Origin of the sequence: uncultured Sanguibacteroides sp. (assembly GCF_900543425.1) — a bacterium.
GTDB lineage: Bacteria > Bacteroidota > Bacteroidia > Bacteroidales > Marinifilaceae > Gabonibacter.
In genome coordinates, this window is sequence record NZ_UQRQ01000010.1 from 110,188 (window position 1) to 133,937 (window position 23,750).

A 23,750-nucleotide genomic window follows, 5' to 3' on the forward strand; every position below is an offset into this window, starting at 1 on the left:
TTCAATATTAGAAACTGGCGTTTAATGTTAAAGTAAAGGTTCTGGCAAACGGGTAATTTAGCCCCATCTCCCGCTTTATCGTAGACTTCGTTGCAATATCCTTCATATTGAACTGCAACCTTAACGTACTCATCCTTATTTTCCTAACAAATTCAGAATCGAAGTCATAACCTAACGAAAGAGAGTTAAAAGTTACGAAACTGTTTTTTTGTACAAACCGGGAGGTCGGTTGTGTCACCCGGTAACGATCTTGTATTGCTTTCAACGGTGTTCGGTCTCCCGGAATCTGCCATCTTTCCGTCAACACCCGCTCGTCGGCATTATACAACCTAAGATTCACGTTTTCCACGTTATCCACCAACGTTTGGTTATACGCGTCTCCGCCCCATTCGTAAAGGAAGGTCGTGTACAAGGTGAAACCTTTATAGCGTACGTTAAGGCCAAAAGACCCTTGCGCCCACGGTTCCGTATCTCCGATTTTTTGTTGTTCCGCCGATGACCAGTCATAAGTAATCGTTCCGTCTCGCTTCACGTATATCTCTCTACCGTTGGCAGGATTGATCCCTAACGACTTCATACCATAAATAGCCGTCAACGAACTTCCTTCCTCGTACTTCATAAACGGTTTGGAATATTCGGCATTCTGCTTCGCATAAAAAAGAATATCATTCAAATTCGTACTGGAGGTATTATAATACCCTCCGTAATACTCATCAATCCGTTCGTTATACTGCTTCAAGGACTCGGAAATTTTCAGTATCTCGTTTTTATTATGAGCTAAATTTCCAAAAACCATAATATCCAAATCTTTGGAAGTATACGCCCGGACATTCAAATCCAATTCGAATCCCTTGTTCAGAATCTGACCGATATTATCCGTGTATTTTGAAAAACCGGAAGAAGAAGGTAATGATACCTCCGTGATCAAATCCATCGTTTTCTTATAATAGTAATCAGCCTTCAACGTGAATAAATTCTTAAACATGGCTAATTCTCCACGCAAATTCCAGGTTCGTTGCCTTTCCCAGGTCAAATTCTCGTTCCCCATATAAATCAAATTTGCCCCGATTCCCGTAGGATACCAATCATCCAACTGCATTTTGAATGTATTTCTGGCCACATAAGGACTAAACTCCGTCTTTCCTGTCTCTCCCACGTTTCCCGTAATTTTCAACAAATCGATAACGTTTGCTTTCTTGACAAAATCATAATTATGTAAATTAAGTCCCACCCCGACAGACCAGAAAGAAGACCATTTTCGATCCGAACCGAACTCTGAAGAGCCATCGAAACGGGCCGAAAGATCAAACAGGTATATATTATTGAAACTATAATTAAGCATTAAAAAAGAACCGAATAACCGGGTTTTATTATCCGTAAAAGAGGGCTTCGTTTTAATCTCATAAGCATATGCCGGAGAGTGGCGTTCGGCATCCGGGAATCCCCGGTATTGAGAATACATGTACTTGTAATTCGTTGAAACTGCGTTTATTCCAATCGAAAAATTCACATTGTGCTTTCCCAATGTTCTGTTGTAAGCGGCAAATACATTCACGTTCCAATTGGTAGTCGTCGTTTCGCTCAAGGTTAACTCTCCCTTTGCAAACAAGTCGTTTTCTTGAGAAAAAGTATTGGACCGCGGATCTATAAATCTCTTGGTATCGGCATCCTTATAGCTGAAAGCAAATTGTCCTTTAATCAATAAATAGTCTCCCGCGTACCATATTAATGATAAATTATCCATAATCTCCTTGTATCCGTCCTTGCTGATATTCCCCAATTGTGCCTCATACAACGGATTATTTTCCGTGTTTGCAATAGAATTTATCGTTTTCAGATACTCTCCCGTTTCCGGATCGCACCATAAGGCATAAGGTTGCTTTCTCGTGTATTCGCTAAAAGAACCATAAGGCGAATTTTTAGCATTTACAGCATCGTATGATATCTGATTTCGGACTTGTAAACCGCGATAACGATAATCCAGAGTCATTCCCACTCCCATCCGGTTTCGATAGGACTTTTTCATTACACCGTTTTGATCGTCATAACGCAATTCTATGCCAAAACGAATATCCTCCGTTCCACCCTCCACATAGATACTGTGCTTATGATTGAACATCGTCGATAAAGGTTTCGAAAGCCAATAATTATCAACACCGATCAATATGTTATTTTTCTTTTGCAAATACTCCCAGGTCAAAGATTGAAGTTCCTGATCATAAGAGATCGGAGTAAATTGATCGGATGCCAAATACTGATAAGGAACAAACAAATCCGATGCAACTTCGGCCTCTAATTTCTCTCTGGAATTCATCATATGATAACTCGACAGATCCGGTGTTGTTATTGCAAAATTTCCACTATAACTAACCATCAACTGTCCGGGTTTCGGCGCAAGCGTTTCGATAACAATAACCCCGTTAGACGCCCGGGAACCGTATATAGCCGTGGCGGCAGCATCCTTCAATATCGTAATATCCTTGATTCGGTTAAGGTCGAAATCATATATCTTTTCGACACTCACCTCAAACCCATCCAAAATAAAAATAGGCGTGTTCGGATTATTCGTTAAAGCGAATTGGGACACATCCTCTGCTTGTAAGGCATCCAACTCTTTTACACTATTTATTCCGGAACGCCCCCGCACGTAAAATTCAGGCAACGTATTAGGATCGGCTCCCATCAAATTATTCTTCATAATACGTAAAGAGGGATCGAAAACCTGTAATGCATCGATAATATTTCCCGTGGCCACCTTAAGAATATCTTCCCGCTTTACTTGTGTCGCGGAACCCGTAAAATTCGATTTTTTGATATAAGCGTATCCCGTTACGACAACATCCTCCAACAACACCTCATCTTCCTTCATTACGATCTTCAAATCCTTCTGAACCTCGCCCGTTTTCAACTTTTCAATCTTCACGTATTGAGTTTCCATCCCCACGAAAGTAAACACAAGCGTGGCCGTATCCCGGGGAATGGCAAGCTTAAAGAAACCGTTTTTATTCGTGGCCACACCAAGGGTCGTTCCTTTTATTATCACGGTTACTCCCGGTAAAGCAATGCCATTGACATCCCGAACCGTACCTTGAACCGTTCTGATCGAATCTTTTTTGACCTCATCATCCCGTACTCGAGGTACGATATAGATCACGTTGTCCTCGAAAAAATACTGCAAGGAAGTATTCTTAAAAACCCGGTCCAATACCTCCTCTACCGTAATTTTATCCTCCTTAATATCAAAACGAGCCAATTTTGCCACATGCTCTTCGTTATAAACAAAACGCAATTCTGTCTGTCTGCGAATCTCTTTAAACAAAGCATTCACGTTAGCACGATGCAAATTCAGGGATACGATTTGCTTTTGCGAGTAAGTGTTTGCCGAGGCGCAACACATAAAAGCAAACATGAAAATCGAGAATAACTTCATAACTTTTAAAATTTTCATTCTTTTTAACTCCCATAGAGCAAAAATCCAACTACATTTCATAAATTTGTATTTGAAAGTTCAACAATAGAACAGACGCCAACCATCAGTTGGCCTTGTTCTTTTTGACTACTACGAGATGAAGATGTGCCACCATCTTCATCTCTTTATTTATAATTAACAACGATCGTTTTTCCTTTAATTTCAAACTTCACATCGGAAATCTGTTCGAAAAAATAGAGTAAATTCTGGATATCTTTATAACGAACCATATCTCCGGAAAGACGCACCTTCCGAACTTTATCATTGGCGTAAAGAACATCCACGTCATACCATAACGCCAACTTATTCATAATATTCTCCAATGACTCGTTATTAAACACAAAGTTCCCGTCTTTCCAAGCCACGTAAGAGGCCATGTCATCGACCTTTTCAACGGTTACGGAATGTTGCTTTTCATCGTAAACTATCTTTTGGTTCGGAAATAACATCGTTTCCCGGCCATTGACAATAACCCCGACACGCCCCTCTTCCAAGACGGTCTCGACAATATCTTTCTTCTGGTTACTTACATTAAACTTTGTACCGTACACCTTCACGGCGACTCGGTCCACATTCACGATAAAGGGACACTTTTCATCTTTCGCCACATCGAAATAAGCTTCTCCCCTTAACGAAACCATTCGTTCTCCATCGGTAAACCGTACCGGATAACTGATTTCGGAATCAGAATTCAACCAAACCTTTGTCCCGTCACTAAGGGTCATTTTATATTCTCCCCCCCGCGGAACCTTAATCCGATGAATGATTTTATTCGTATCCCCCGTCACGATATCATAAGACATACCTTCTTGTTCGTCCACCTGTATGACAACCCCGTCCTTACGCAACTCTTGCGTCATCTTCGTCAACGGAATCGTCTCTCCCGATACTAAATACAATAAAGCTTTGGTCTCCCCCGGATGAATAGATACGGCTTGTCTGTCTGACTTCAATTCGTCTCCCGTACCCACAAACAGCCAATATCCGATACCAACCCCAAACAATAAAACAAACATAGCCGCCACGGTGAATAAACGACGAATATATAATCGACGTCTTATCTGTTTCTGGATCTCCTTAAAATTACCCTGAATAAATTCAGCCCGATTTCCCCAGCGTGTTTGAAAGTGTATCCGCTGAAACCGTTGAAAATAACGTCGATTTTTTTCATTAGCAACCGCCCAGGCTTCCACTTCCCTCCGCTCTTCTTCCGTCAATTCACCCAGAAAATAATCCAACAACTTAAAATCTATATCCCCGTTATTCATTATCTTTAATATTTATATTCGATTATAATACAGGAAGATTCCCAAAACGGTTGAATAGATTTATCAACTTTTTTATAAAAAAGAATAAAGTTTAATACCACATATCTTTTATCTGTTTTATCAAAGAGCTGTACGCATTTTATTGATAAGAATATAAAAAAATGATACGTAATTTTTTAACCATCAAAATAAAGCAGATATGAAACGAATATTATTTTTAACAACGGCCATGTTTATGACCTTCGGTACAAGCGTTTCTTTCGCACAGGCTGACGCCAATAACTTTTACAAAAGCGATACGGTAGACATCCGGAAAGTATCCTTCTCCAACCAGTACAAAATGAAAGTGGCCGGAAACCTTTTTCTGCCCGGAAACATGAAAAAGGGAGAAAAATACCCCGCGATCATTGTCGGACATCCGATGGGAGCCGTTAAAGAGCAAAGCGCAAACCTATACGCCACAAAGATGGCCGAGCGTGGTTTCGTCACGTTGTCCATCGACCTATCCTTCTGGGGGGAAAGTGAAGGAACACCGCGTAATGCTGTCTTACCGGAAGTCTACGCGGAAGATTTCAGTGCGGCCGTCGATTTTCTCGGCACGCAACCGTTTATTGACCGGAACCGTATCGGTGTAATCGGAATTTGCGGTAGCGGAAGTTTTGCCATCAGCGCGGCAAAGATCGATCCCCGCCTGAAAGCCATCGCCACGGTAAGTATGTACGATATGGGAGCGGCTAATCGCAATGGACTGAAACAGGCGCTGACGTTGGAACAACGGAAACAAATCATAGCAGAAGCCGCAGAGCAGCGTTACGCCGAATTTTTAGGGCAAGAAGTTAAATATACCGGAGGTACCGTGCACGAACTGACAGAACAGTCTACCCCGATAGAACGTGAATTTTACGAATACTACCGTACGTCGCGCGGGGAAGTTACCCCCAAAGGGGCAACACCTTTAACGACCACACACCCGACACTCGCAAGCAACGTGAAATTTATGAATTTCTATCCTTTTGCCGATATAGAAACCATCTCACCGCGTCCCATGCTTTTTATCACCGGAGAAAATGCCCATTCGCGTGAATTTAGCGAGGATGCCTACAAACGGGCAGCCGAACCAAAAGAGCTTTATATTGTTCCGGGTGCGGGACACGTGGACCTATACGATCGTACGAGCCTTATTCCGTTCGACAAGCTGGAATCTTTTTTCAAAAAAAGCCTGAAATAAAGTCGATCACGAAGAAAAACAAAAAGTGAAAAAGTTATTACATGTATATTTTATCGGGAGTAAACCTTTATTTATCCTCGCATTGATTTTGCAGACATTTTTCATAACTGCCGCATCCTGTAATCCGGACGGACAGAAATGGACACCACCGGGAGAACAACCTACTCAACCGAAAGTTCCCGACAATGAAAAGAGTGATGATGATGAAAATAATAACGAGATTGAAACGAACAAAATAACAATCAGAGTCGGTAACAGCTCCTTCTCCGCCACATTGGAGGATAATGCAACAGCAAAAGCCTTCAAAAAACGATTACCGTTGACAATCGAAATGTCCGAAATGAACGGTAACGAAAAATACTACTATTTACCGGAAAGCCTGCCGACCTCTGCAATCTCTCCCGGTACGATCCGTGAAGGCGATTTAATGCTCTATGGCTCCGATTGTCTTGTAGTATTCTACAAAACCTTCCAAACCTCTTATCGATACACTCGCATAGGAAAAATAGATTCACCCACAGAATTAGCAACGGCACTCGGTAAAGGCAACGTGACTATAACCTTCGAAATAGCCGCATCCCAAAGCGAACCGATGTAGCACGGCATACCGTAATTTTGACTTTCCGATAAGAAGAGACAGGAGCATGAAAAACTCCTGTCTCCTCTTAAAATATTGACATTAATTCAATTAATAGATGCAATGGATATCCCGTTACCTAAACGTTTACTTGATTTCAATTCTACTTTAGTTCAATTAATAGCTATTGCCCTTAGTCCTGCTGACTACGGTTTTCGAGTATTTCAATTCTACTTTAGTACAGTTCAATTAATAGCGAGAGCAACCTTGCGGCGAACGGTATTCCCATGTGATTTCAATTCTTCTATAGTTCAATTAATAATCCCCGGGGACGGTTCTCCGGGTTTATTTTTAACCCCCAAGAACCGTCCCTCGGGATCAAATTAGAAGTTTACATTATCCAATATTAAATTTCAAAAACAATAAAACTATTTATCCTCCGGCAATTTGAATCCGATCTTTTGTGAAGAATCTATCTTTTTACTTTTAACCTGCAATTCCGCCAACGTCTGATTAATCAATTCCAATTGCATCTTGGTATCTTCGTTGATATCGTTCTGGTCACATAGTTCAATTAATAGAAGATCGACGTTAAGCGCATTTGCTATCCTCTGCAACATTTCAATTCTTCTAAGTTCAATTAATAGACCTTTCAATATCACGGCTTTCAATTGTCCCATTTTTTTTCAATTCTTCCATAGTTCAATTAATAGTCACGATAATTTATACATTTTAATGTATCATTCTTTTCATTTCAATTCTTCCATAGTTCAATTAATAGAGATAGCCATCGATCTGGTTTACACCCGTGGAATCATTTCAATTCTTCCATAGTTCAATTAATAGTTGTAAACCTCGGACTGATATGTTTGCTGTTACTGAATTTCAATTCTTCCATAGTTCAATTAATAGATTAAAAGAATTAGAAATAAGGAGATGCGATTTGCGATTTCAATTCTTCCATAGTTCAATTAATAGTTTTGTTTTTGATGTTTTAACCTTGTTTTCTACCCGTATTTCAATTCTTCCATAGTTCAATTAATAGTTGAAAATATTTCGATGAACGAAACCTACGACCAGTAATTTCAATTCTTCTATAGTTCAATTAATAGTAAAACAAAATTTACTCGTGGCTGGCGCCGCAACAATATTTCAATTCTTCTATAGTTCAATTAATAGTATGACGATGTGATCATTCAACTATTAACCAATCATATTTCAATTCTTCTATAGTTCAATTAATAACCTATTAACTTGCCAGATCGTGGTTACGTTCCTTGATTTCAATTCTTCTATAGTTCAATTAATAATCCTTGTTGAAGAGATGTTGCCTACTGATTCTTTCAATTTCAATTCTTCTATAGTTCAATTAATAATTCAGGAATGACTACTCGAGCATTTAATTCAACACTATTTCAATTCTTCTATAGTTCAATTAATAAGAGATGCCGCATAGGCGGTCGTATTCCTGCAATTTGATTTCAATTCTTCTATAGTTCAATTAATAATTATTTCCTCGTCCCTATAAATAAAATCTCTAAACGATTTCAATTCTTCTATAGTTCAATTAATAACCGTTACATATTTAATTAAAACCGACAAAGAATCAAATAGTTATACTTTGTCAGTATCTTATTTTCTAAGGTATTTTTCAGTCGACCCCTAATTCGTAGATTTTACCGGGAGATCGACGACTTCTCTTAATTTACTTATTATCAATACATCAAAGAACTTTTCATGTTAATTTGTATTTTCAAAGCCATCTTTTTAACCATTAAAACAAGAGGTCGACTTCAATCACTTTTTATTATCCCTATAAAAATACAATATTTAATACAAGAAACAAAAAATCACAAAACAAATAAAACCCAGTCACAAATTTCCTAAATCTCTTTATTCTTTAATCCCCGAATCCCTTGTTTCTTTAAATCATAAATCTAAAATCCGAAATCGTAAATCTCTTTAATCCTCAATCACTGAATCCTTTAATCCCCGAATCCCTTGTTTCTTTAAATCGTAAATCTAAAATCCGAAATCATAAATTTTTCAATCACAGAATCCCAAACAGTCTCTTGTTTAATCAAAAAAAATGTCATAACTTACAGGAAATATTCTCAAAAGGGGCTGTGCACTATATCTTTTTTTCGTTAAACCTAAAAAAAACTACCAATGAAAAAAACTATTTTTATCGGCCTCATCCTATCTATGGCGATAGGTTTTGCCTTCACGAATTTTACCGCTCCGCAAACCTTGGGAACGATCAGCGGAACAGTGTATGATGCAACTACCCATGAAGTTTTGGAAGGAATCCAAGTTGAAGAGATCACAAGTACTGGTGTTTTAAATTCGGAAAGAACCAATGCTAACGGAAAATTTTCCATTTCTGTTAGCAACAGTCCCTCAAACTTAAGATTTTCCGATCCGGATTACAACCAATACGGAACCAAGACCGTCAGTTTTGATTGGGAAAACACAGATTGCAGCAATGTGACCGTTTATTTAACTCGAAATTCAAATTAACCCCAATTTTAAGTGAGTGTAAAATAAATGCTTTAACTTAAAAGAGGGAAGTAAATCAAAAAGTGGTCGGAATTTGCTTCCGACCACTAACAGTATAAAGTTACCCTATTTATTTCCATCGCGTAAAGATCCTTCCGACCGGCAATCTAACCGTTAACAAATCAAACACATTGAAAATCTTCCGGGCATAACAGATTATAAATCCCTTTAAATTAAAAATTCCTGCAATGACAATCTATAAGATGGTCATTCACATATCCTACGGCTTGCAAATGAGCATAACAAATGGTTGTACCGAAAAATTTAAAACCGCGTTTCTTCATATCCTTACTTATAGCATCGGACAATGCCGTAGAGGCAGGAATTTCACGCTGAGTTTTCCAGTAATTTATTACAGGTTTATTGTCAGGAAGAAAAGATTTTATGTAGTTACAAAAAGAACCGAACTCCTTTTGAATTTCAATAAAAAGTTTTGCATTGGTCACCGTGGCTTCAATCTTCCTTCTGTTTCGGATAATTCCTGAATCCTGCATTAACCTGTTCATATCTTCTTCCGTAAAGGCCGCTACTTTATGAACATCGAAACCGGCAAAAGCTTTTCTGTAATTTTCACGCCTACGCAAAATCGTAATCCAGCTTAATCCCGCCTGTGAGCTTTCCAATACCAAAAACTCAAACATTTTTTGGTCGTCAGTAACCTCTTTTCCCCATTCGTTATCATGGTACTCCATGTATAACGGGTCAGTTCCACACCAATCACAACGTTTTAATGATAAATCCATATTGATAAAATAGTTTCATTTGAAAACAAATATAGTACATTTCATCAAATTCTATCTCCTTTTCAGGGAAATCTCCAATCACAAAATCCCCTAATCACTTAATCTTATTAATTTACAATAGAAAGGGGATTTCTCCCCTCTCTTTTACCGGACGATCACCGTAAAAACGGAGTCTAAATCATGGGTATAACCTTCGTTTTCCACCCGTAGATTAATTACATATCTCCCAACAGGAACCGTATGATTATAAGGCAATTCGATGATTCCTTTCCCGTACATCCGAAATTGTGATAAAAACCCGGCGTTTTCACTACCGATACTCCGGATCGAATAGCGCACCGGAGTTGTTCCCTCCACACCTTCCATACCTGTAGATTGCCAAGGAATACGGAATTGAATCCGGCGGGCATCCGTTACCGGGTCCAACACGGCTTTTACGACCATCGAATCCGGGGTATATTTCGCGTTCCGGGTCATCAGGTAACCCACCGTTATATTCTGACAACCGATGCCTGCACATAGAACCGATACAATAACCGATACTTTATATATTACTTTCATCTGTATTCGTGTTTAAAGTTCGACCATTTGATAACTGTAACTTAAAGAGTGTACTATCCCCGTATTGGTCACGATATCGGCAGAGGCCACTCCCGTCATAAAGCCATTGACTAAAGCATGAATAGCTAACCCTTCAGAACCGATATCGGGAATACCATTATAGCTGCTTTTTATCCGGTAAATCCGTAGTTCGACTCCGGTCATTGTCCGGAGGAGTGTTCCTCCCGTAAGGGTTCCCCTTACCTCGTAATCAAAATCCTCTTTCATCTTTCTACCGGGAATGATATGGGATTTCACCAAACGTTCGCAGACCTCTACCGGAACGTCGGCAATCCGGTGGTAAAGCCGATTCCCGGCACGATTCGTTGTCGTCAACAAAAATTGAATGATCGAGAGGTTAGTCGGCCCGAAAAAGGTGATCTCCGGATATTCGGTAGATTTTCCCTCGAATAGGGCCGTAAGCCCGGCCCGTTCGATCAATAAAACAGTGGAGTCCCAATTTTCATGATCGGACTGCAAATACTCCCACATTGTACAATTATGTACCCCATTCGCTAATCCGGTATCGTGAAAATAGTTATTATCACATCCCCATAAAAAGGAAGCAAACAATACAATTGCGTATATCTTTTTCATAATCTGTGATTTTAGATTTTAATTTTGAAAACCTTGCTTTTTCCAATAGATATTTTGTTGCATAAGCGTATTATTAAAGAATGCACTCCTACCCACCGGGAGAAATAAAGCACCTTCCTCCACATCCTGATCACTTAACGTTTTAAATCCCCCTCTTAACTTTTCCCGGAAAGTACCGTTACGCAGAATATCGAAAAAGCGAATCGTGATTCCTTCACAAAAAAGTTCCCGGTCCCGTTCAAGTGCAATCGCTTCCTTCAAGTCGGCTTCCCCGGACGGGTACTCCAAGGCCCCCGCCCGACGACGGACACGGTTCAGGTCGGCGATAGCACCCCCGGTATCTCCCGTTTTAGCCCTTAGCTCGGCCCGCAACAAAAGAATATCGGCTAACCGGATAAGAATTTGGTTATCCTCGTATCCTTTAAACCTTCCATCCAACAAACCACCTACATAAGTGACAACATGGCGTATCTTTCGTATATATGCCCTTCCCCTCGTGATGGCAGTCGATACTCCGGCCATGCTATCCAATTTATAAAAATACTCTTCCCGCCGCTGATCCGTTTTATCGGGATACAAACGGTATACCGCCGCACTACTAATGGAAAGCAGACCTCTTGAATAGGTGGCCGGAGTAGTTAAAGGTACGACAGGCCATCTTTGACAAAGGTCGGCATATCCCCCTTTAAGAGATAAATCTCCATCGGAATCTTTCCCATAATTCAATTCAAAAATTCCCTCCCGGCTGTTTCCTAACATCACCGTTTCGCATACCTCCCGAATCGAACCGACTAATTCGTACGAGGGATCGGCGATAACGGAATCACACTCCGCCAAAGCCAACCGGTTTAACTCCGGTTCCCGGTTTAATCCGGCTTTCCATGCATATACCTGTGCTAATACGGCATGAGCCGTTCCCTTGGAAGGTATCTGTTTACTCTCGATAGACTTCCCTTTACTGTCCTGTAAATCATAGGCCCGTGGTAACAGCTCTATCGCCTTTTTCAAATCAAGAATAATATACTCCGCAATCTTCTGCCAGAGGATACGTCCTTTCTCTCCCACGTCCTCATTGTGCTCGATCCAGGGAGCGTCTCCCCAATTGCAAATAATATAAAAATAAACCCATGCCCGGACCACCAACGTCTGTCCCAAATAAAAACGATATCTTTCTTCGGGTAACGAAGCCCGGGAAATATTATCGAGAATCGAATTGGCAAGGCAGATTACATTATAATAGTCCCTCCAAAAAAGACGTGAATCCGAAATCTGATAAAACGAACGTAAATCGTTATTCACTAAACGCAGCCAAGGAGCAGGCAACATATCGAATATCACTCCCCGATCCCGATCCTGCGGGTTACCGTTCCCCATCGCATAACGAAATTGCAAATGCATTCCGTAAACGGCACTCTCCACGTCCTGTTCCGTCTTCCAATAGTTATTATTCGTAACGGAAACTTCCGGCTCCTCGTTCAAAAAGTCGTTGCATCCCCAACACAGCAACAACAAGGGTATAAAATAGATAATCCTGATCATCGTTTTACAAATTAACGGTTAAACCTAAAGTCACTCGCCGGGCCAAAGGATAATTGCTTAAATTATCGATGCCGGACACCATGTCGACGGATTCCGGATCGGGCCCCGTGTAGTTTGTCCAAGTAAAAAGATTCTCCCCCGACACGAAAACACGGACGCCGAACCCGATCTTTTTCTTTATCGCTTCGGGTAAGGTATACCCTACCGTCATGGTCTTTAATTTGATAAAGTTTACTTTTTGTACGTTGCTCGCTATATAAGTAGAGAAATCTTTCAAACCCATCTCCACGCTATTTCTCGGGAAATCGCTCTTGTCTCCCGGTTTTTTCCAAAAAGTGACCTTAGTCAGATCGGCAAATACGGGTTTCACGATATCCTTTATACCTGCCCCGACCACAGTCCCCACACTGGCCCCTCTTCCCGCGTTCAGTATATGACGTCCCAGCACGTAGTTAAACAACATATTCAAATCGAATCCTTTCCAATTCAACGTGGAAGTAATCCCCCCGTGAGCAATGGGGAGCGGAGAACCGACATAGACCCGGTCATCGGCGTAAGGCAGATCCGCCTCTATCCTACCGTTACCGTCCGTATCGACAAAAACCCGGTTTCCCGGACGATAGAACTGATTCGTGGAGACACAAAGAGGCGTGTACCTCCCGCTCTGATAGGTATAGGGAACTTCCTTCTGATCCGAGTAATAACCGTTCGTCTGAAAAGCGTAAATTCCGTTCAGGGGTTTCCCGATGATGTTCAAATTATTATACCTGTTTTCCGTCCAAAAATCTCTCCCGTTCGTACTCTTTTCCAGACGATTCCAGTTACGGGCTATATTAAACGTCATATCCCATTGCCATTTGTTTTTCCGGACAATATCCCATTTCACCTGCAACTCCACCCCTTCGTTCGAAATCGCGTAAGCATTCTGCCATTGCAGGAGAAAGCCTGAATAATCTCCCGGTAACCCGACCTTATACAACAACTTATCCGTATACCGGTAATAGTAATCGAAGGTAATTCCCAACCTGTAATTAAAGAAATCGAGGTCTATTCCCGCATCCCATTGCCGGGTTTCCTCCCATGTCAGTTCCCGGTTGATCAACCCTTCCGCCAAATAGGGCTGAACCGTCGGCTTTCCTAAAAAAGGATCTCCCGGAAGCAATAAACCATACGCTATATAAGGCTGGTCGAATTGCCGGCCCGACTTCCCCAGGCTCACCCTGATCTTCCCGAAATCCAACACGCTTCGGCTCCAATCCATAAACGGCTCTTCCGAAAAGGCATATCCCACGGCATAAGAGGGAAAAGTCCCCCAACGCACCTTTTCTCCGAACTTGGAAGAGGCATCCCGGCGCAAGGTAAAAGAAGCTAAGTATTTTTGTCGGAAATTGTAATTAATCCGTCCGAAAAGGCCGACCATCGTACTTTTCTCCCGACTGCTCATAAAATCCTTCAACGCTCGTTTATCCGGTACATCGAACACGTTTCCCCTCCACGACACGTAATGGATCAGATCGCTCGGGGCCCGCTTCCCCCACCCCTTGTTAAAATTCATCTCATCCGCCTGAAAAGAGAGTCCGACCAATAGATCGATGGCATGATCCTCCCTAAAACGATGTTTAAAAGTCAACAGATTCTCGTTCAACAACATCAGGTTACGCCCGATCTGTCCCAACGAGAAAGACTCGTAATACTCGTCAAGTTCGGAAGGAGTAAAGAAGTTATGGTTCTGTTGCGAATAATCGAGGGAGAGCGAAGACCTCCACTCCAATCCCTTGATAAACTCGTAGCTCAGATCGAAGCTCGCCCGTAAACGATAGGACTCGTTTTTCTCGATGATCGAATTAAAACGTTTTACCGTCTCCTCGAAAGCAGGATGCCCCGGCCCGGGATAAAGAGTCGGATAATCCATCAACTCTTCCGGTATTTGCTCCAGCTCCATTCCCGAGAAGAAACCGCTAACGCTACTTAAACGGGAAGAACGTTTCCGTCCCGTGCGTGCTATATAAAAACGCAGGTTTGCCTCCATGCTTTCAAAGGGACGTACCGTAAAATTGCTCAACAGCTTGATCCGGCTAAACCCCGTGTTACGCAACACGCCGTCCTCATTATAATAACCGAGTCCCACGTTATAGCTGACCTGCCGGGTTCCCCCGTTCAATTGCAGGTTAGCATCCGTCACCTTCGCCGTCCGAAAATAGTAATCGAACATATTGGTAGAGTTGTTGTAAAATTTGTTCAGGCTATCCTGATAGGGAGCAACCGAAGTCCCGGCCCCCTGATTCCAGAAATAGTTGTAATGCAATCCCATCCGGTAAGACTGCTCGTAGGAATCCACGTACCGATAAGTGTTGGTTTCCGGGTCGTAGTAAGACTGCTGCAGATTCTTCAACGCCTCCATCCGATGGTGTCGCTCCGCGTTGCCCCCGGTCAGGTCGGGCAAGGAAGGATTAAAGGCAAATGTCCGGGATACGTTGATATTCACCTTGGCCCGCTCGTTCAAACGTCCTTTTTTCGTGGTGACCAAAATCACCCCGTTTGCCGCCCTCGACCCGTATATGGAAGCGGAAGCGGCATCTTTCAGCACCTGTACGCTCTCGATATCGTTCGGGTCTATCTCCGCCACGGTATTGGTTCCGGTAATGGGCGAAGTAAACGACAACATGGGAATCCCGTCGATCACCCAGAGCGGTTCCGACCCTCTTCGGGAGGCTTCGATCGAGAGACTGTTAAACCCTCGTATGGTCACCGATATACCGCCACCACCGGGTGCTCCCGTGGCATTGATCACGTTCATCCCGGGCACTCTCCCCTGCAAGAGATTGGCTAACGAGGGCGTGGGAATATCCTTTATCTCCTCTGCCCTTACGGTCGACATGGCCCCGATCACCTCCCTCCTGCTCTGCGTTCCGTAAGCAACGATCGTCACCTCGTCCAACGTTGAAACATCCTCTTTCATCTTCACGGACAAAAACGTATCGGCATTAAAATCCATTTTTACCGTTTTAAACCCCACAAACGAGAAAATCAGTTTTCCCGTCTTCCGGGGTAAAAGAAAAGAAAAATGCCCCTTTTTATCGGTCGTACACCCTAAAAAAGTACTATCCAACCGGACGGTCACCCCCGGTAAAGGCTCGCTTTTTTCATCCACAACCCTCCCCTTGATCACGTAACTTTTTTGCCGGGTAGAATCTTGGGTATTCGCCTGCATCATCAGGGGAAATCCCACGAGCACCACCGTTTGCAACAGAATAATAATCACCCGAATCCTCCTGCCGGGCAATTTTCGCTTAAACACTTTTCGATCATAAGTTTTTTTCATAACTTTGATTGTTAGTTAATAATTATTGACTGATTCAGGAGGAAGTGTTCTTGTTTACCAGACAGAGAGGCACTTCCTCCGTTTTTTATTCCCTAAAACAAATACCTATAGATTATATTTTATAATCTATAGATTATGATAACATACATACAAAATTGCTTTATTGCGCTGTCATTTAATAAAATTCATCATGAAATCAAAAATTGAAATGTATGTTGTTCAAAATGTTCGAGAGCGACGGATGAAAAAAGATTGGAGTCAACAATATATCGCTGACTGTCTTAATATATCACAATCTTTTATTAGTCAAATAGAATCTCCAATAGAGGACAAAGCCTATAATATAGATCATTTAAATGAACTTGCTAAAATATTCAAATGTTCTCCGAAAGATTTTTTACCGGAAAAACCTTTATAGGCTGTAGCTTTTTTCATAGTTTCAGTTTATATAGTTACTAATATAACAATGGAATAATATCTTATTCCATCTCAACACCATAAAAAACCAACACACACCTTTTACACTACACATTGGCAAATATACAAACTATTTTCCAATAATCCAAATATCTATTAAAAATAAGCTATTTTATTCTATTATATTCTAATAGTAAAATAGAAGTACGTTTTAAAAGGCAATGCTTCTAACATCGAAGGAATACGAGAAAAAGTACTAAGAACAATTTCCAAAATAATAACTATATATTCTAGAACAGTATTTTTGTAACTCAATTAGAAAATTAATAAACTATATTTTATACGTTAATTCTAATCTTTTTGAATAAAATTTATATCTTAGTTTCAAATAACTTATTTTTAGAGATTAATAAAAAACTATTATGACCGAAAATGTAATTCCAATTGATGATGAAACATCTCGATTTTACAATTATTTAAGTTACAATGAACGAATAATGTTTTCTGCTCAATTTGGAGATGGAAAAACTTTTTTTCTAAATCATTTTTTTGATAATTATAAAGAAGAAATTTATTGTGTTAAGATATATCCCGTAAACTATCAAGTTGAAGATAATAAAGATATATTTGAATTAATAAAAAAAGATATTTTAATTCAATTATTTGCGAGTAATGAATTACAAGAAGAAGAAATCATAGATACCTCATTACATGCTCAATATTATTTATTCAATAAAGGAGAAGATATTATATTAGATCTTTTAAGTTGTATCCCATATACAAAAACCCCTGTAGAATTTGTACAAAAGTGTCTCAAGCATCTTTCAAAATATAGGCAAAATAAAAAAGAGAGCCAAAAAGGCATACAAGACTTATTAGAAGACTATTTTAAAGGTTTCTCTCAAAAACCAGGAAGTTGTGAATATGATACATTTTCAAGTATTATTACAAAGTGCGTAAATACTATTAAAAAGAAAGGTAAAAAAGTTGTTTGCCTAATTGAAGATTTAGATCGTATAGATCCCGCTCATATATTTCGGATATTAAATATACTAACAGCCCATATTGACAGAGTTAATGCTTTACCAGATGAAGGGGAATTTAACCAACAAAACAATAAGTTCAATTTTGATAATATTATACTTGCATGTCATTATGAAAATATAAAGTCTATCTTCGAACATTTCTATGGTAGCAAAACTCATTTTGATGGATATATTCGAAAATTTTTCTCTACTAATCCCTTCCACTATTCCTTAAACAATGCTAAACATAAATATAAAATCACAACCCTGTCCAAATTATTCAATTGTAATGGCAATGAATTTCTTAATGTTAGTAGTATAATAAAAAAAATGAGAGATATTTCTATACGCGATTTTATATGTTACACATCTGAATTAGAAAAAGAAATAAAACCAGGTTTTATACCAGTCATTGATAAATATAAAATATCAACAATTAATACAGTAACCCTTTTACTTGTTTTTTTACGTAGATTAGAAATCCCCACACCTACTATTACAGATTTTAACAATTGGGGAAACAACAAAAATGAAATTGCAAACTTACTATTTAATATAGTCGGAGTATGCTGGTTTACTAATCTGGCAAGTAAAATAGACAAATTAAATTTTCCAACTAAAAATACTAAAAATTGGAATACTTCTATCAATATTCCTGTTAATCCTAAAATTGATAAAAAAAGAAAAATAATAATAGACATCCCATATGAATATGTAAATTTAGATTATAATGTCGTTACAGAAAGAACACAGGATATATTTATCAAAATGTCAAAATATCTATTATAAAAAACATAAAATATTCCATTCATAGATACAATCATATTACTAATATCATAAGCAATTCAAAATTAGGATTAACAGGAACTATATAAAATTTTGGCTTAATATTTTAACTCCAAATATCGATGCAATCATTGAAGTTAGTCTATCAATTTTATTATTAGCAAATAAAAAAGAACTAACAAACAAATTTTATTGAATTAAAAACGATGAAAGATATTGCTAGTAATGATTTTTATCAAATCAAAAAAGAAAAAAGATTAATAAAAGAATTACAAAAACCAAAAGATGAGATAAATAAACATCTAAAGAAGTTGAGATTTACATAAATAAGATCACATTAAATATAAAGTAATTTTAGATAATCATATTTATAGTACAAGCAATATTACATATAACTTCTGAACAAAAAACTTTATAACTTTTATGTCGTTAGACAAAATTCTTTACTTTTCAAATCTTCCGAATGTATTAATTATTTACACGTGCATCCATAATATATAAAAAAAAGTATCTTTGTTTATTAAATATATATATATGAAAACCATATTAGACTTAACAAGAACTAAAGCATTAGATTACTTTTTGCAAACATCAAATTACACTACAATTTCTTTCCCTAAATATTTTGAATTCAAAAAGATTTTAGATTTTGTGAAAAATAAAATAGGAGAAAAAGATTTTAGAATGTGTTTAAAGGATAAAAAGATATCTCCATCTGATTACGACACAGTAAATTATGATTTTTTAGTAAATAAAGATGGACGATATGCTTATCGTCCCTTACAATTGGCAAACCCTTTTTTATATTACTTTTTGGCAAGAGAAATAACAAAGGATACAAATTGGAAGTTCTTGAAAAAACGATTTAATGATTTTAAGAATCCTAATCTCGAAGTTGTTAGTATACCATTAGTTAAAGAAGAGAACGATAAGAGTACGATGGCTACTACTATAAAATCATGGTGGGAACATATAGAGCAACGTTCTATAGAACTTTCATTAGAGTATAAATATATTTTTATTACTGATATAACAAATTGTTATTGTTCAATTTATACTCATTCTGTTTCGTGGGCGTTACATGGAATGGATTATGCAAAGGAACATCGAGAGGAAAAGAATTTAGGTAAGTTAATAGATAACTATATTATGGGTATGCAATATGGGCAAACTAATGGTATTCCTCAAGGAAGTATATTATTTGATTTTATTGCTGAAATAGTATTAGGCTATTCAGATCTATTACTTTTTAAAGAACTGCAAAAGAAAGGTATAACCGATTATAAAATATTACGTTATCGTGATGATTACCGTATATTTAGTAATAATAAAGAAGAAATTGAAAAAATCACGATGACCCTCCAGATAACTCTTGCCAAATTGAATTTTCAACTGAATAGTATTAAAACAAAATTAAGTGAAGATATCGTCGAAAATTCAATCAAAGAAGATAAATTGTATTATATCGCAAATATCCCTATTTATAAGGGAGAAAGAACTATATTTAATACTTTTCAACAAGAATTACTCTTTATATTACAATTCTCAAAAAAACATCCAAATTCAGGAACGCTATCTAAATTATTGACAATGTTCCTAAAACGATTATCAACAATAGAGAATTTAAAAGAGGACGCAAATGTCTTATCTGCTATCATAACAGAGATAGCAATGAACAGTCCTAAAGTATATAGCTTGGCTGTTTCAATAATTAGTAATCTTATTAATCATTTGAAAACAACTAAAGAAAGGGAGAAAATTGCAAAAAATATAAGTAATAAATTCTCCCGCTTACCTAATATTGGTTATTTAGAGTTATGGATGCAACGTATCACTTTTCATATGACAAGTGATATGGGATATACGGAACCATTATGCAAAATAGTAAAGGGAGAACCCGATATACAAATATGGAATAATCAATGGTTAAAAGATGAATATACCGTTGGTTTCCCATTATATAGTATGTGCACAAATTGGATTAGAGATAAATATACACCCATTATTGATATAGATGAGGTTTCTGTTTTCGACTACTAATTCTTTAAGGCCAAATATAACTCTGATGACGATCCTAGTAATCCCCGGGGACGGTTCTCCGGGTTTATTTTTGACCCCCAAGAACCGTCCCTCGGGATCAAATTAGAAGTTTACATTATCCAATATTAAATTTCAAAAACAATAAAACTATTTATCCTCCGGCAATTTGAATCCGATCTTTTGTGAAGAATCTATCTTTTTACTTTTAACCTGCAATTCCGCCAACGTCTGATTAATCAATTCCAATTGCATCTTGGTATCTTCGTTGATATCGTTCTGGTCACATAGTTCAATTAATAGAAGATCGACGTTAAGCGCATTTGCTATCCTCTGCAACATTTCAATTCTTCCATAGTTCAATTAATAGATTTATTCCTGCTGTTGAAAGGCTCGCGAATGATTTATTTCAATTCTTCCATAGTTCAATTAATAGGATTCAACGACGGGAGAAACAGAGGGAGAAACCTCTTATTTCAATTCTTCCATAGTTCAATTAATAGGATTCATGTCGTGCAGTATTTAGAATGTTTTATACTATTTCAATTCTTCCATAGTTCAATTAATAGTCAGGCAACTCTTTGTAAATCTGAGCAAATGACCTAATTTCAATTCTTCCATAGTTCAATTAATAGAAGTACCCCGACTTTAACCAGGACGCAAAGAAAGAAAATTTCAATTCTTCCATAGTTCAATTAATAGCCACGCATAAAATGCCGACACCTTCCGAAGATACCAATTTCAATTCTTCCATAGTTCAATTAATAGTTTCAATCGAATTATTTCAGCCTCAAAGTTTCGCTCATTTCAATTCTTCCATAGTTCAATTAATAGTTTATCAACTTTCATCCACTCGAGACCTCGTGACACGATTTCAATTCTTCCATAGTTCAATTAATAGGGATCCCGGCATATCATTTTGAACTCGATCGACTCTATTTCAATTCTTCCATAGTTCAATTAATAGAAACTGCTTATTTTGTTAAGGAAGGTCTCATCCCACAATTTCAATTCTTCCATAGTTCAATTAATAGTTGGTAGTGCTGGTAATAAACGTGCTGCAAAGGTTAATTTCAATTCTTCCATAGTTCAATTAATAGATGCGGAGAATAATCAGAAGAAAAAGGAGTTATATAATTTCAATTCTTCCATAGTTCAATTAATAGTTTATCAAAATTCTGCCTCTTCTGAAGGTAGCCCTCTATTTCAATTCTTCCATAGTTCAATTAATAGCTATCTCTTTTAATTCCTGATATCTCTTTTTCTCTTCATTTCAATTCTTCCATAGTTCAATTAATAGTCGTATTTGGTATGTTAGCAAGTATTGTCTTCCTCTATTTCAATTCTTCCATAGTTCAATTAATAGTTGTTAATGAGGTTTTGCAGACTTCTCAAACTACTTCATTTCAATTCTTCCATAGTTCAATTAATAGCCGTTACATATTTAATTAAAATCGACAAGGAATCAAATAGTTATACTTTGTCAGTATCTTATTTTCTAAGGTATTTTTCAGTCGACCTCTAATTCATAGATTTTACCGGGAGGTCGACTACTTCACCTAATTTACTTATTATCAATATATCAAAGAACTTTTCATGTCAATTTACATTCTCGGGATCATCTTTTCTACCACTAAAATAAGAGGTCGACTTCATAAAAAATTAGAAAGACCGGCTTTTTCATCCCCGATTATCATATTTAAAATATTTATCCTCTCATTAATATAAAATTATTTTTAACGAGTTCTTTAAATTCTTCTTTCATTTTTTCCTCTAAAAAAGAAATATCAATAAAATCAAGCCACTGGGATAGAACTTTTTCGAACTTTTTGAAAATATTCTCGATGATCTTATTTTCCAATCCTGTCAATTTCATCGCCGTTACAAAATCAGATTTACTTATTTTTCTCTTTTTCCCGTTGAGGGTCAAAGCCAATTCTTCGGAATCAAAAGGAAGAAGCAATTTTGTAGACAATAGATCATAAGCTGGTGTCAATACATAATTACAAGGTTTTGTACTATACAAAGAAAAATTCTTCAAATGCATATCCGAATTTCCTGTTATCCATGAAAAAAACACTTCTTCCCAAAAGTTGATCACATCTAATTTAGGAGTGGAGGAATATTTAAGAATATGTTTAGCTATCTGTTCATACGAACCTTTGTATTTATATTCGGTAAGTCTTTCCGTAAGTTGACACATATCTTCCATTGCATATTTCTGCCCCATTGCATCCCGATCAATACGTTTTGTTATATAACATAGCTCCCCATCCTCAAAACGAATCAAAGAATGAGGAACAACTTTTATTTTAGCGATTTCAGCTAAATGCATCGTTAGATCCTCTAACTCCGGCAAGTGTTCATAATATTGACTTTGAGGTTTCAAAATATAACGTCCCCATAAACCTACTATAGTAAATCTTTTAGAAGCCCCTTCTGCTTTTTCAATATCCAAAGAAAGTTTAGGCTGCACTCCCGTGAGTGTTGTTTGACTTCTTACAACCTTTTCAGCAAGCTTTACCAAATCTTTTTTTCTATAGGGAAGAACCGGAGGTTCTACCGAACCATACATTTTTTTAGAACATTGAGAATGATAATCCATCACTTGATTATCCAACTCCTGATAGCAGTATAAACATCTCTTCATTATTTGTCCTCCTCTCTTTTAGCGACAACACTTACATTCCCAATGCAATCCTTACAACAAGCTAAAAGAAGCTCCATGCGATCACGACTATTAATTTTCCAATTCCGTTCAACGATATCCAATAACCAACCTTCAGGAATTAATCCGTCAAAAAATGGAAATAGTACAGAACTCCTATAAGGAGTAGAAACAACAGGAAGAGTTAGACTAACAGGTTGTGACTCATCTCTTGAGATATATTCATCAGTATAAGTAAATGTAAACCCATTCTCATCCTCGATTAAAATTCCGGCTAATTGATTACCAACATAAATTTCAGCCTTTTTCATACCTTATCTCTTTTGATCGATACGACACCTACTTCACTTCCGAACAAACTAAGAACCTGATTTACTTTATCCAATCGAAGTGTTTCTTTTCCTTGTTCCAACTCACGAAGAAAACGCAGACCGACACCTGCTTTTTCAGACAAATCCACTTGAGTAAGTCCTGTTTCTTTACGCATCTGTTTTACGTATTCCGCTATAGTCCGATTTTTCATATTATACCCGTTTGGGTACAAATATAAGAATTATATTTATATTATACCTCATAGGGTATAAAATATTAACATATAGTATCCTTACACCCCAAAGGGTATAAAATATCCAACTCTTATTTTCCATAGTTCAATTAATAGCAACCGGGAGAACACGCTGTTCTTGCTCGGATGGATAAATTTCAATTCTTCTATAGTTCAATTAATAGGTGTTTATGCCTTAACATCCAGAATTTATTACCTTTATTTCAATTCTTCTATAGTTCAATTAATAGATATACACGCCGCCCGCACCGTCCGGAACATAGTTATTTCAATTCTTCTATAGTTCAATTAATAGATGACGATGTGATCATTCAACTATTAACCAATCATATTTCAATTCTTCTATAGTT

16 protein-coding genes, 1 pseudogene and 2 CRISPR repeat arrays are annotated in these 23,750 nt (G+C 37.8%); of the genes and pseudogenes, 6 read left to right on the top strand and 11 right to left on the bottom strand.

Going from position 1 to position 23,750, the window contains the following annotated elements; all coding sequences use genetic code 11:
* Positions 1 to 7: 7 nt before the first annotated feature.
* Both QZR76_RS07550 and QZR76_RS07555 read right to left on the bottom strand, forming a co-directional pair.
* Positions 8 to 3,448 (bottom strand): SusC/RagA family TonB-linked outer membrane protein, encoded by a 3,441-nt coding sequence (locus tag QZR76_RS07550; RefSeq protein WP_294141888.1) that lies wholly within the window; start codon positions 3,446 to 3,448, stop codon positions 8 to 10.
* A 146-nt stretch (positions 3,449 to 3,594) separates the two neighbouring features.
* Positions 3,595 to 4,737 (bottom strand): FecR domain-containing protein, encoded by a 1,143-nt coding sequence (locus QZR76_RS07555; protein ID WP_294141890.1) that lies wholly within the window; start codon positions 4,735 to 4,737, stop codon positions 3,595 to 3,597.
* A 199-nt stretch (positions 4,738 to 4,936) separates the two neighbouring features.
* Here QZR76_RS07555 and QZR76_RS07560 point away from each other — a divergent pair, with 199 nt between their 5' ends.
* Positions 4,937 to 5,965, top strand: a complete 1,029-nt coding sequence (locus QZR76_RS07560) for an alpha/beta hydrolase (RefSeq protein WP_294141892.1) — start codon at positions 4,937 to 4,939, stop codon at positions 5,963 to 5,965.
* A 25-nt stretch (positions 5,966 to 5,990) separates the two neighbouring features.
* The gene (locus QZR76_RS07565; protein ID WP_294141894.1) at positions 5,991 to 6,563 is read left to right on the top strand and encodes a cyclophilin-like fold protein; all 573 of its coding nucleotides are present in this window, start codon (positions 5,991 to 5,993) and stop codon (positions 6,561 to 6,563) included.
* A gap of 407 nt (positions 6,564 to 6,970) precedes the next feature.
* On the opposite strand, the pseudogene QZR76_RS07570 reads toward QZR76_RS07565, so the two are convergent.
* Positions 6,971 to 7,105 (bottom strand): annotated as a pseudogene (locus tag QZR76_RS07570) (ORF6N domain-containing protein); the annotation flags it as partial.
* Positions 7,106 to 7,159: 54 nt separating this feature from the next.
* Positions 7,160 to 8,115: direct repeats of the CRISPR family, unit length 29 nt; unit sequence ATTTCAATTCTTCTATAGTTCAATTAATA.
* Positions 8,116 to 8,711: 596 nt separating this feature from the next.
* Here QZR76_RS07570 and QZR76_RS07575 point away from each other — a divergent pair.
* Positions 8,712 to 9,062 carry a carboxypeptidase regulatory-like domain-containing protein gene (locus QZR76_RS07575; RefSeq protein ID WP_294141896.1) on the top strand — a complete coding sequence of 117 codons (351 nt, stop codon included), beginning with the start codon at positions 8,712 to 8,714 and terminating at the stop codon, positions 9,060 to 9,062.
* A 212-nt stretch (positions 9,063 to 9,274) separates the two neighbouring features.
* Here QZR76_RS07575 and QZR76_RS07580 read toward each other — a convergent pair whose 3' ends face one another.
* The 5 genes from QZR76_RS07580 to QZR76_RS07600 form a co-directional block, all read right to left on the bottom strand.
* Positions 9,275 to 9,844: a DNA-3-methyladenine glycosylase I gene (locus tag QZR76_RS07580; RefSeq protein ID WP_294141898.1), complete on the bottom strand. Its 570-nt coding sequence runs from the start codon at positions 9,842 to 9,844 to the stop codon at positions 9,275 to 9,277.
* Positions 9,845 to 9,988: 144 nt separating this feature from the next.
* On the bottom strand, positions 9,989 to 10,405 hold the full coding sequence (locus QZR76_RS07585; RefSeq protein ID WP_294141900.1) for a hypothetical protein: 417 nt from the start codon (positions 10,403 to 10,405) through the stop codon (positions 9,989 to 9,991).
* A gap of 12 nt (positions 10,406 to 10,417) precedes the next feature.
* A complete protein-coding gene (locus QZR76_RS07590) occupies positions 10,418 to 11,041 on the bottom strand; it encodes a fasciclin domain-containing protein (protein ID WP_294141902.1) in 624 nt (207 codons plus the stop codon).
* Between the two features lie 18 nt (positions 11,042 to 11,059).
* The gene (locus tag QZR76_RS07595) at positions 11,060 to 12,580 is read right to left on the bottom strand and encodes a RagB/SusD family nutrient uptake outer membrane protein (protein ID WP_294141904.1); all 1,521 of its coding nucleotides are present in this window, start codon (positions 12,578 to 12,580) and stop codon (positions 11,060 to 11,062) included.
* Positions 12,581 to 12,584: 4 nt separating this feature from the next.
* On the bottom strand, positions 12,585 to 15,902 hold the full coding sequence (locus QZR76_RS07600; RefSeq protein WP_294141906.1) for a SusC/RagA family TonB-linked outer membrane protein: 3,318 nt from the start codon (positions 15,900 to 15,902) through the stop codon (positions 12,585 to 12,587).
* Positions 15,903 to 16,092: 190 nt separating this feature from the next.
* Between QZR76_RS07600 and QZR76_RS07605 the strand changes: the two genes are divergently transcribed.
* The 3 genes from QZR76_RS07605 (at position 16,093) to QZR76_RS07615 (ending at position 20,170) form a co-directional block, all read left to right on the top strand.
* Positions 16,093 to 16,320 (top strand): helix-turn-helix transcriptional regulator, encoded by a 228-nt coding sequence (locus QZR76_RS07605; RefSeq protein WP_294141908.1) that lies wholly within the window; start codon positions 16,093 to 16,095, stop codon positions 16,318 to 16,320.
* Positions 16,321 to 16,741: 421 nt separating this feature from the next.
* Complete coding sequence (locus tag QZR76_RS07610; RefSeq protein ID WP_294141910.1) at positions 16,742 to 18,133, top strand: P-loop NTPase fold protein; 1,392 nt, start codon at positions 16,742 to 16,744, stop codon at positions 18,131 to 18,133.
* Positions 18,134 to 18,664: 531 nt separating this feature from the next.
* Positions 18,665 to 20,170: an RNA-directed DNA polymerase gene (locus QZR76_RS07615; protein ID WP_294141912.1), complete on the top strand. Its 1,506-nt coding sequence runs from the start codon at positions 18,665 to 18,667 to the stop codon at positions 20,168 to 20,170.
* A 270-nt stretch (positions 20,171 to 20,440) separates the two neighbouring features.
* A CRISPR array of direct repeats spans positions 20,441 to 21,600; the repeat unit is 30 nt; unit sequence ATTTCAATTCTTCCATAGTTCAATTAATAG.
* Positions 21,601 to 21,875: 275 nt separating this feature from the next.
* Here QZR76_RS07615 and QZR76_RS07620 read toward each other — a convergent pair.
* From QZR76_RS07620 to QZR76_RS07630, 3 genes are read right to left on the bottom strand one after another with little or no spacing between them, the layout of a single operon-like run.
* The gene (locus QZR76_RS07620; RefSeq protein WP_294141915.1) at positions 21,876 to 22,817 is read right to left on the bottom strand and encodes a HipA domain-containing protein; all 942 of its coding nucleotides are present in this window, start codon (positions 22,815 to 22,817) and stop codon (positions 21,876 to 21,878) included.
* Positions 22,817 to 23,146: a HipA N-terminal domain-containing protein gene (locus tag QZR76_RS07625; protein ID WP_294141917.1), complete on the bottom strand. Its 330-nt coding sequence runs from the start codon at positions 23,144 to 23,146 to the stop codon at positions 22,817 to 22,819. Before QZR76_RS07625 ends, QZR76_RS07620 begins: the two co-directional genes overlap by 1 nt.
* The gene (locus tag QZR76_RS07630) at positions 23,143 to 23,358 is read right to left on the bottom strand and encodes a helix-turn-helix transcriptional regulator (RefSeq protein WP_294141919.1); all 216 of its coding nucleotides are present in this window, start codon (positions 23,356 to 23,358) and stop codon (positions 23,143 to 23,145) included. The genes QZR76_RS07625 and QZR76_RS07630 overlap by 4 nt, the downstream gene beginning before the upstream one ends.
* Between the last annotated feature and the right edge of the window lie 392 nt (positions 23,359 to 23,750).

Coding starts and splice junctions, on each gene's coding strand:
- QZR76_RS07610 (WP_294141910.1), top strand. CDS start 16,742: ATGACCGAAAATGTAATTCCAATTGATGATGAAACATCTCGATTTTAC.
- QZR76_RS07605 (WP_294141908.1), top strand. CDS start 16,093: ATGAAATCAAAAATTGAAATGTATGTTGTTCAAAATGTTCGAGAGCGA.
- QZR76_RS07550 (WP_294141888.1), bottom strand. CDS start 3,448: ATGAAAATTTTAAAAGTTATGAAGTTATTCTCGATTTTCATGTTTGCT.
- QZR76_RS07580 (WP_294141898.1), bottom strand. CDS start 9,844: ATGGATTTATCATTAAAACGTTGTGATTGGTGTGGAACTGACCCGTTA.
- QZR76_RS07590 (WP_294141902.1), bottom strand. CDS start 11,041: ATGAAAAAGATATACGCAATTGTATTGTTTGCTTCCTTTTTATGGGGA.
- QZR76_RS07595 (WP_294141904.1), bottom strand. CDS start 12,580: ATGATCAGGATTATCTATTTTATACCCTTGTTGTTGCTGTGTTGGGGA.
- QZR76_RS07620 (WP_294141915.1), bottom strand. CDS start 22,817: ATGAAGAGATGTTTATACTGCTATCAGGAGTTGGATAATCAAGTGATG.
- QZR76_RS07585 (WP_294141900.1), bottom strand. CDS start 10,405: ATGAAAGTAATATATAAAGTATCGGTTATTGTATCGGTTCTATGTGCA.
- QZR76_RS07555 (WP_294141890.1), bottom strand. CDS start 4,737: ATGAATAACGGGGATATAGATTTTAAGTTGTTGGATTATTTTCTGGGT.
- QZR76_RS07625 (WP_294141917.1), bottom strand. CDS start 23,146: ATGAAAAAGGCTGAAATTTATGTTGGTAATCAATTAGCCGGAATTTTA.
- QZR76_RS07600 (WP_294141906.1), bottom strand. CDS start 15,902: ATGAAAAAAACTTATGATCGAAAAGTGTTTAAGCGAAAATTGCCCGGC.
- QZR76_RS07575 (WP_294141896.1), top strand. CDS start 8,712: ATGAAAAAAACTATTTTTATCGGCCTCATCCTATCTATGGCGATAGGT.
- QZR76_RS07615 (WP_294141912.1), top strand. CDS start 18,665: ATGAAAACCATATTAGACTTAACAAGAACTAAAGCATTAGATTACTTT.
- QZR76_RS07560 (WP_294141892.1), top strand. CDS start 4,937: ATGAAACGAATATTATTTTTAACAACGGCCATGTTTATGACCTTCGGT.
- QZR76_RS07630 (WP_294141919.1), bottom strand. CDS start 23,358: ATGAAAAATCGGACTATAGCGGAATACGTAAAACAGATGCGTAAAGAA.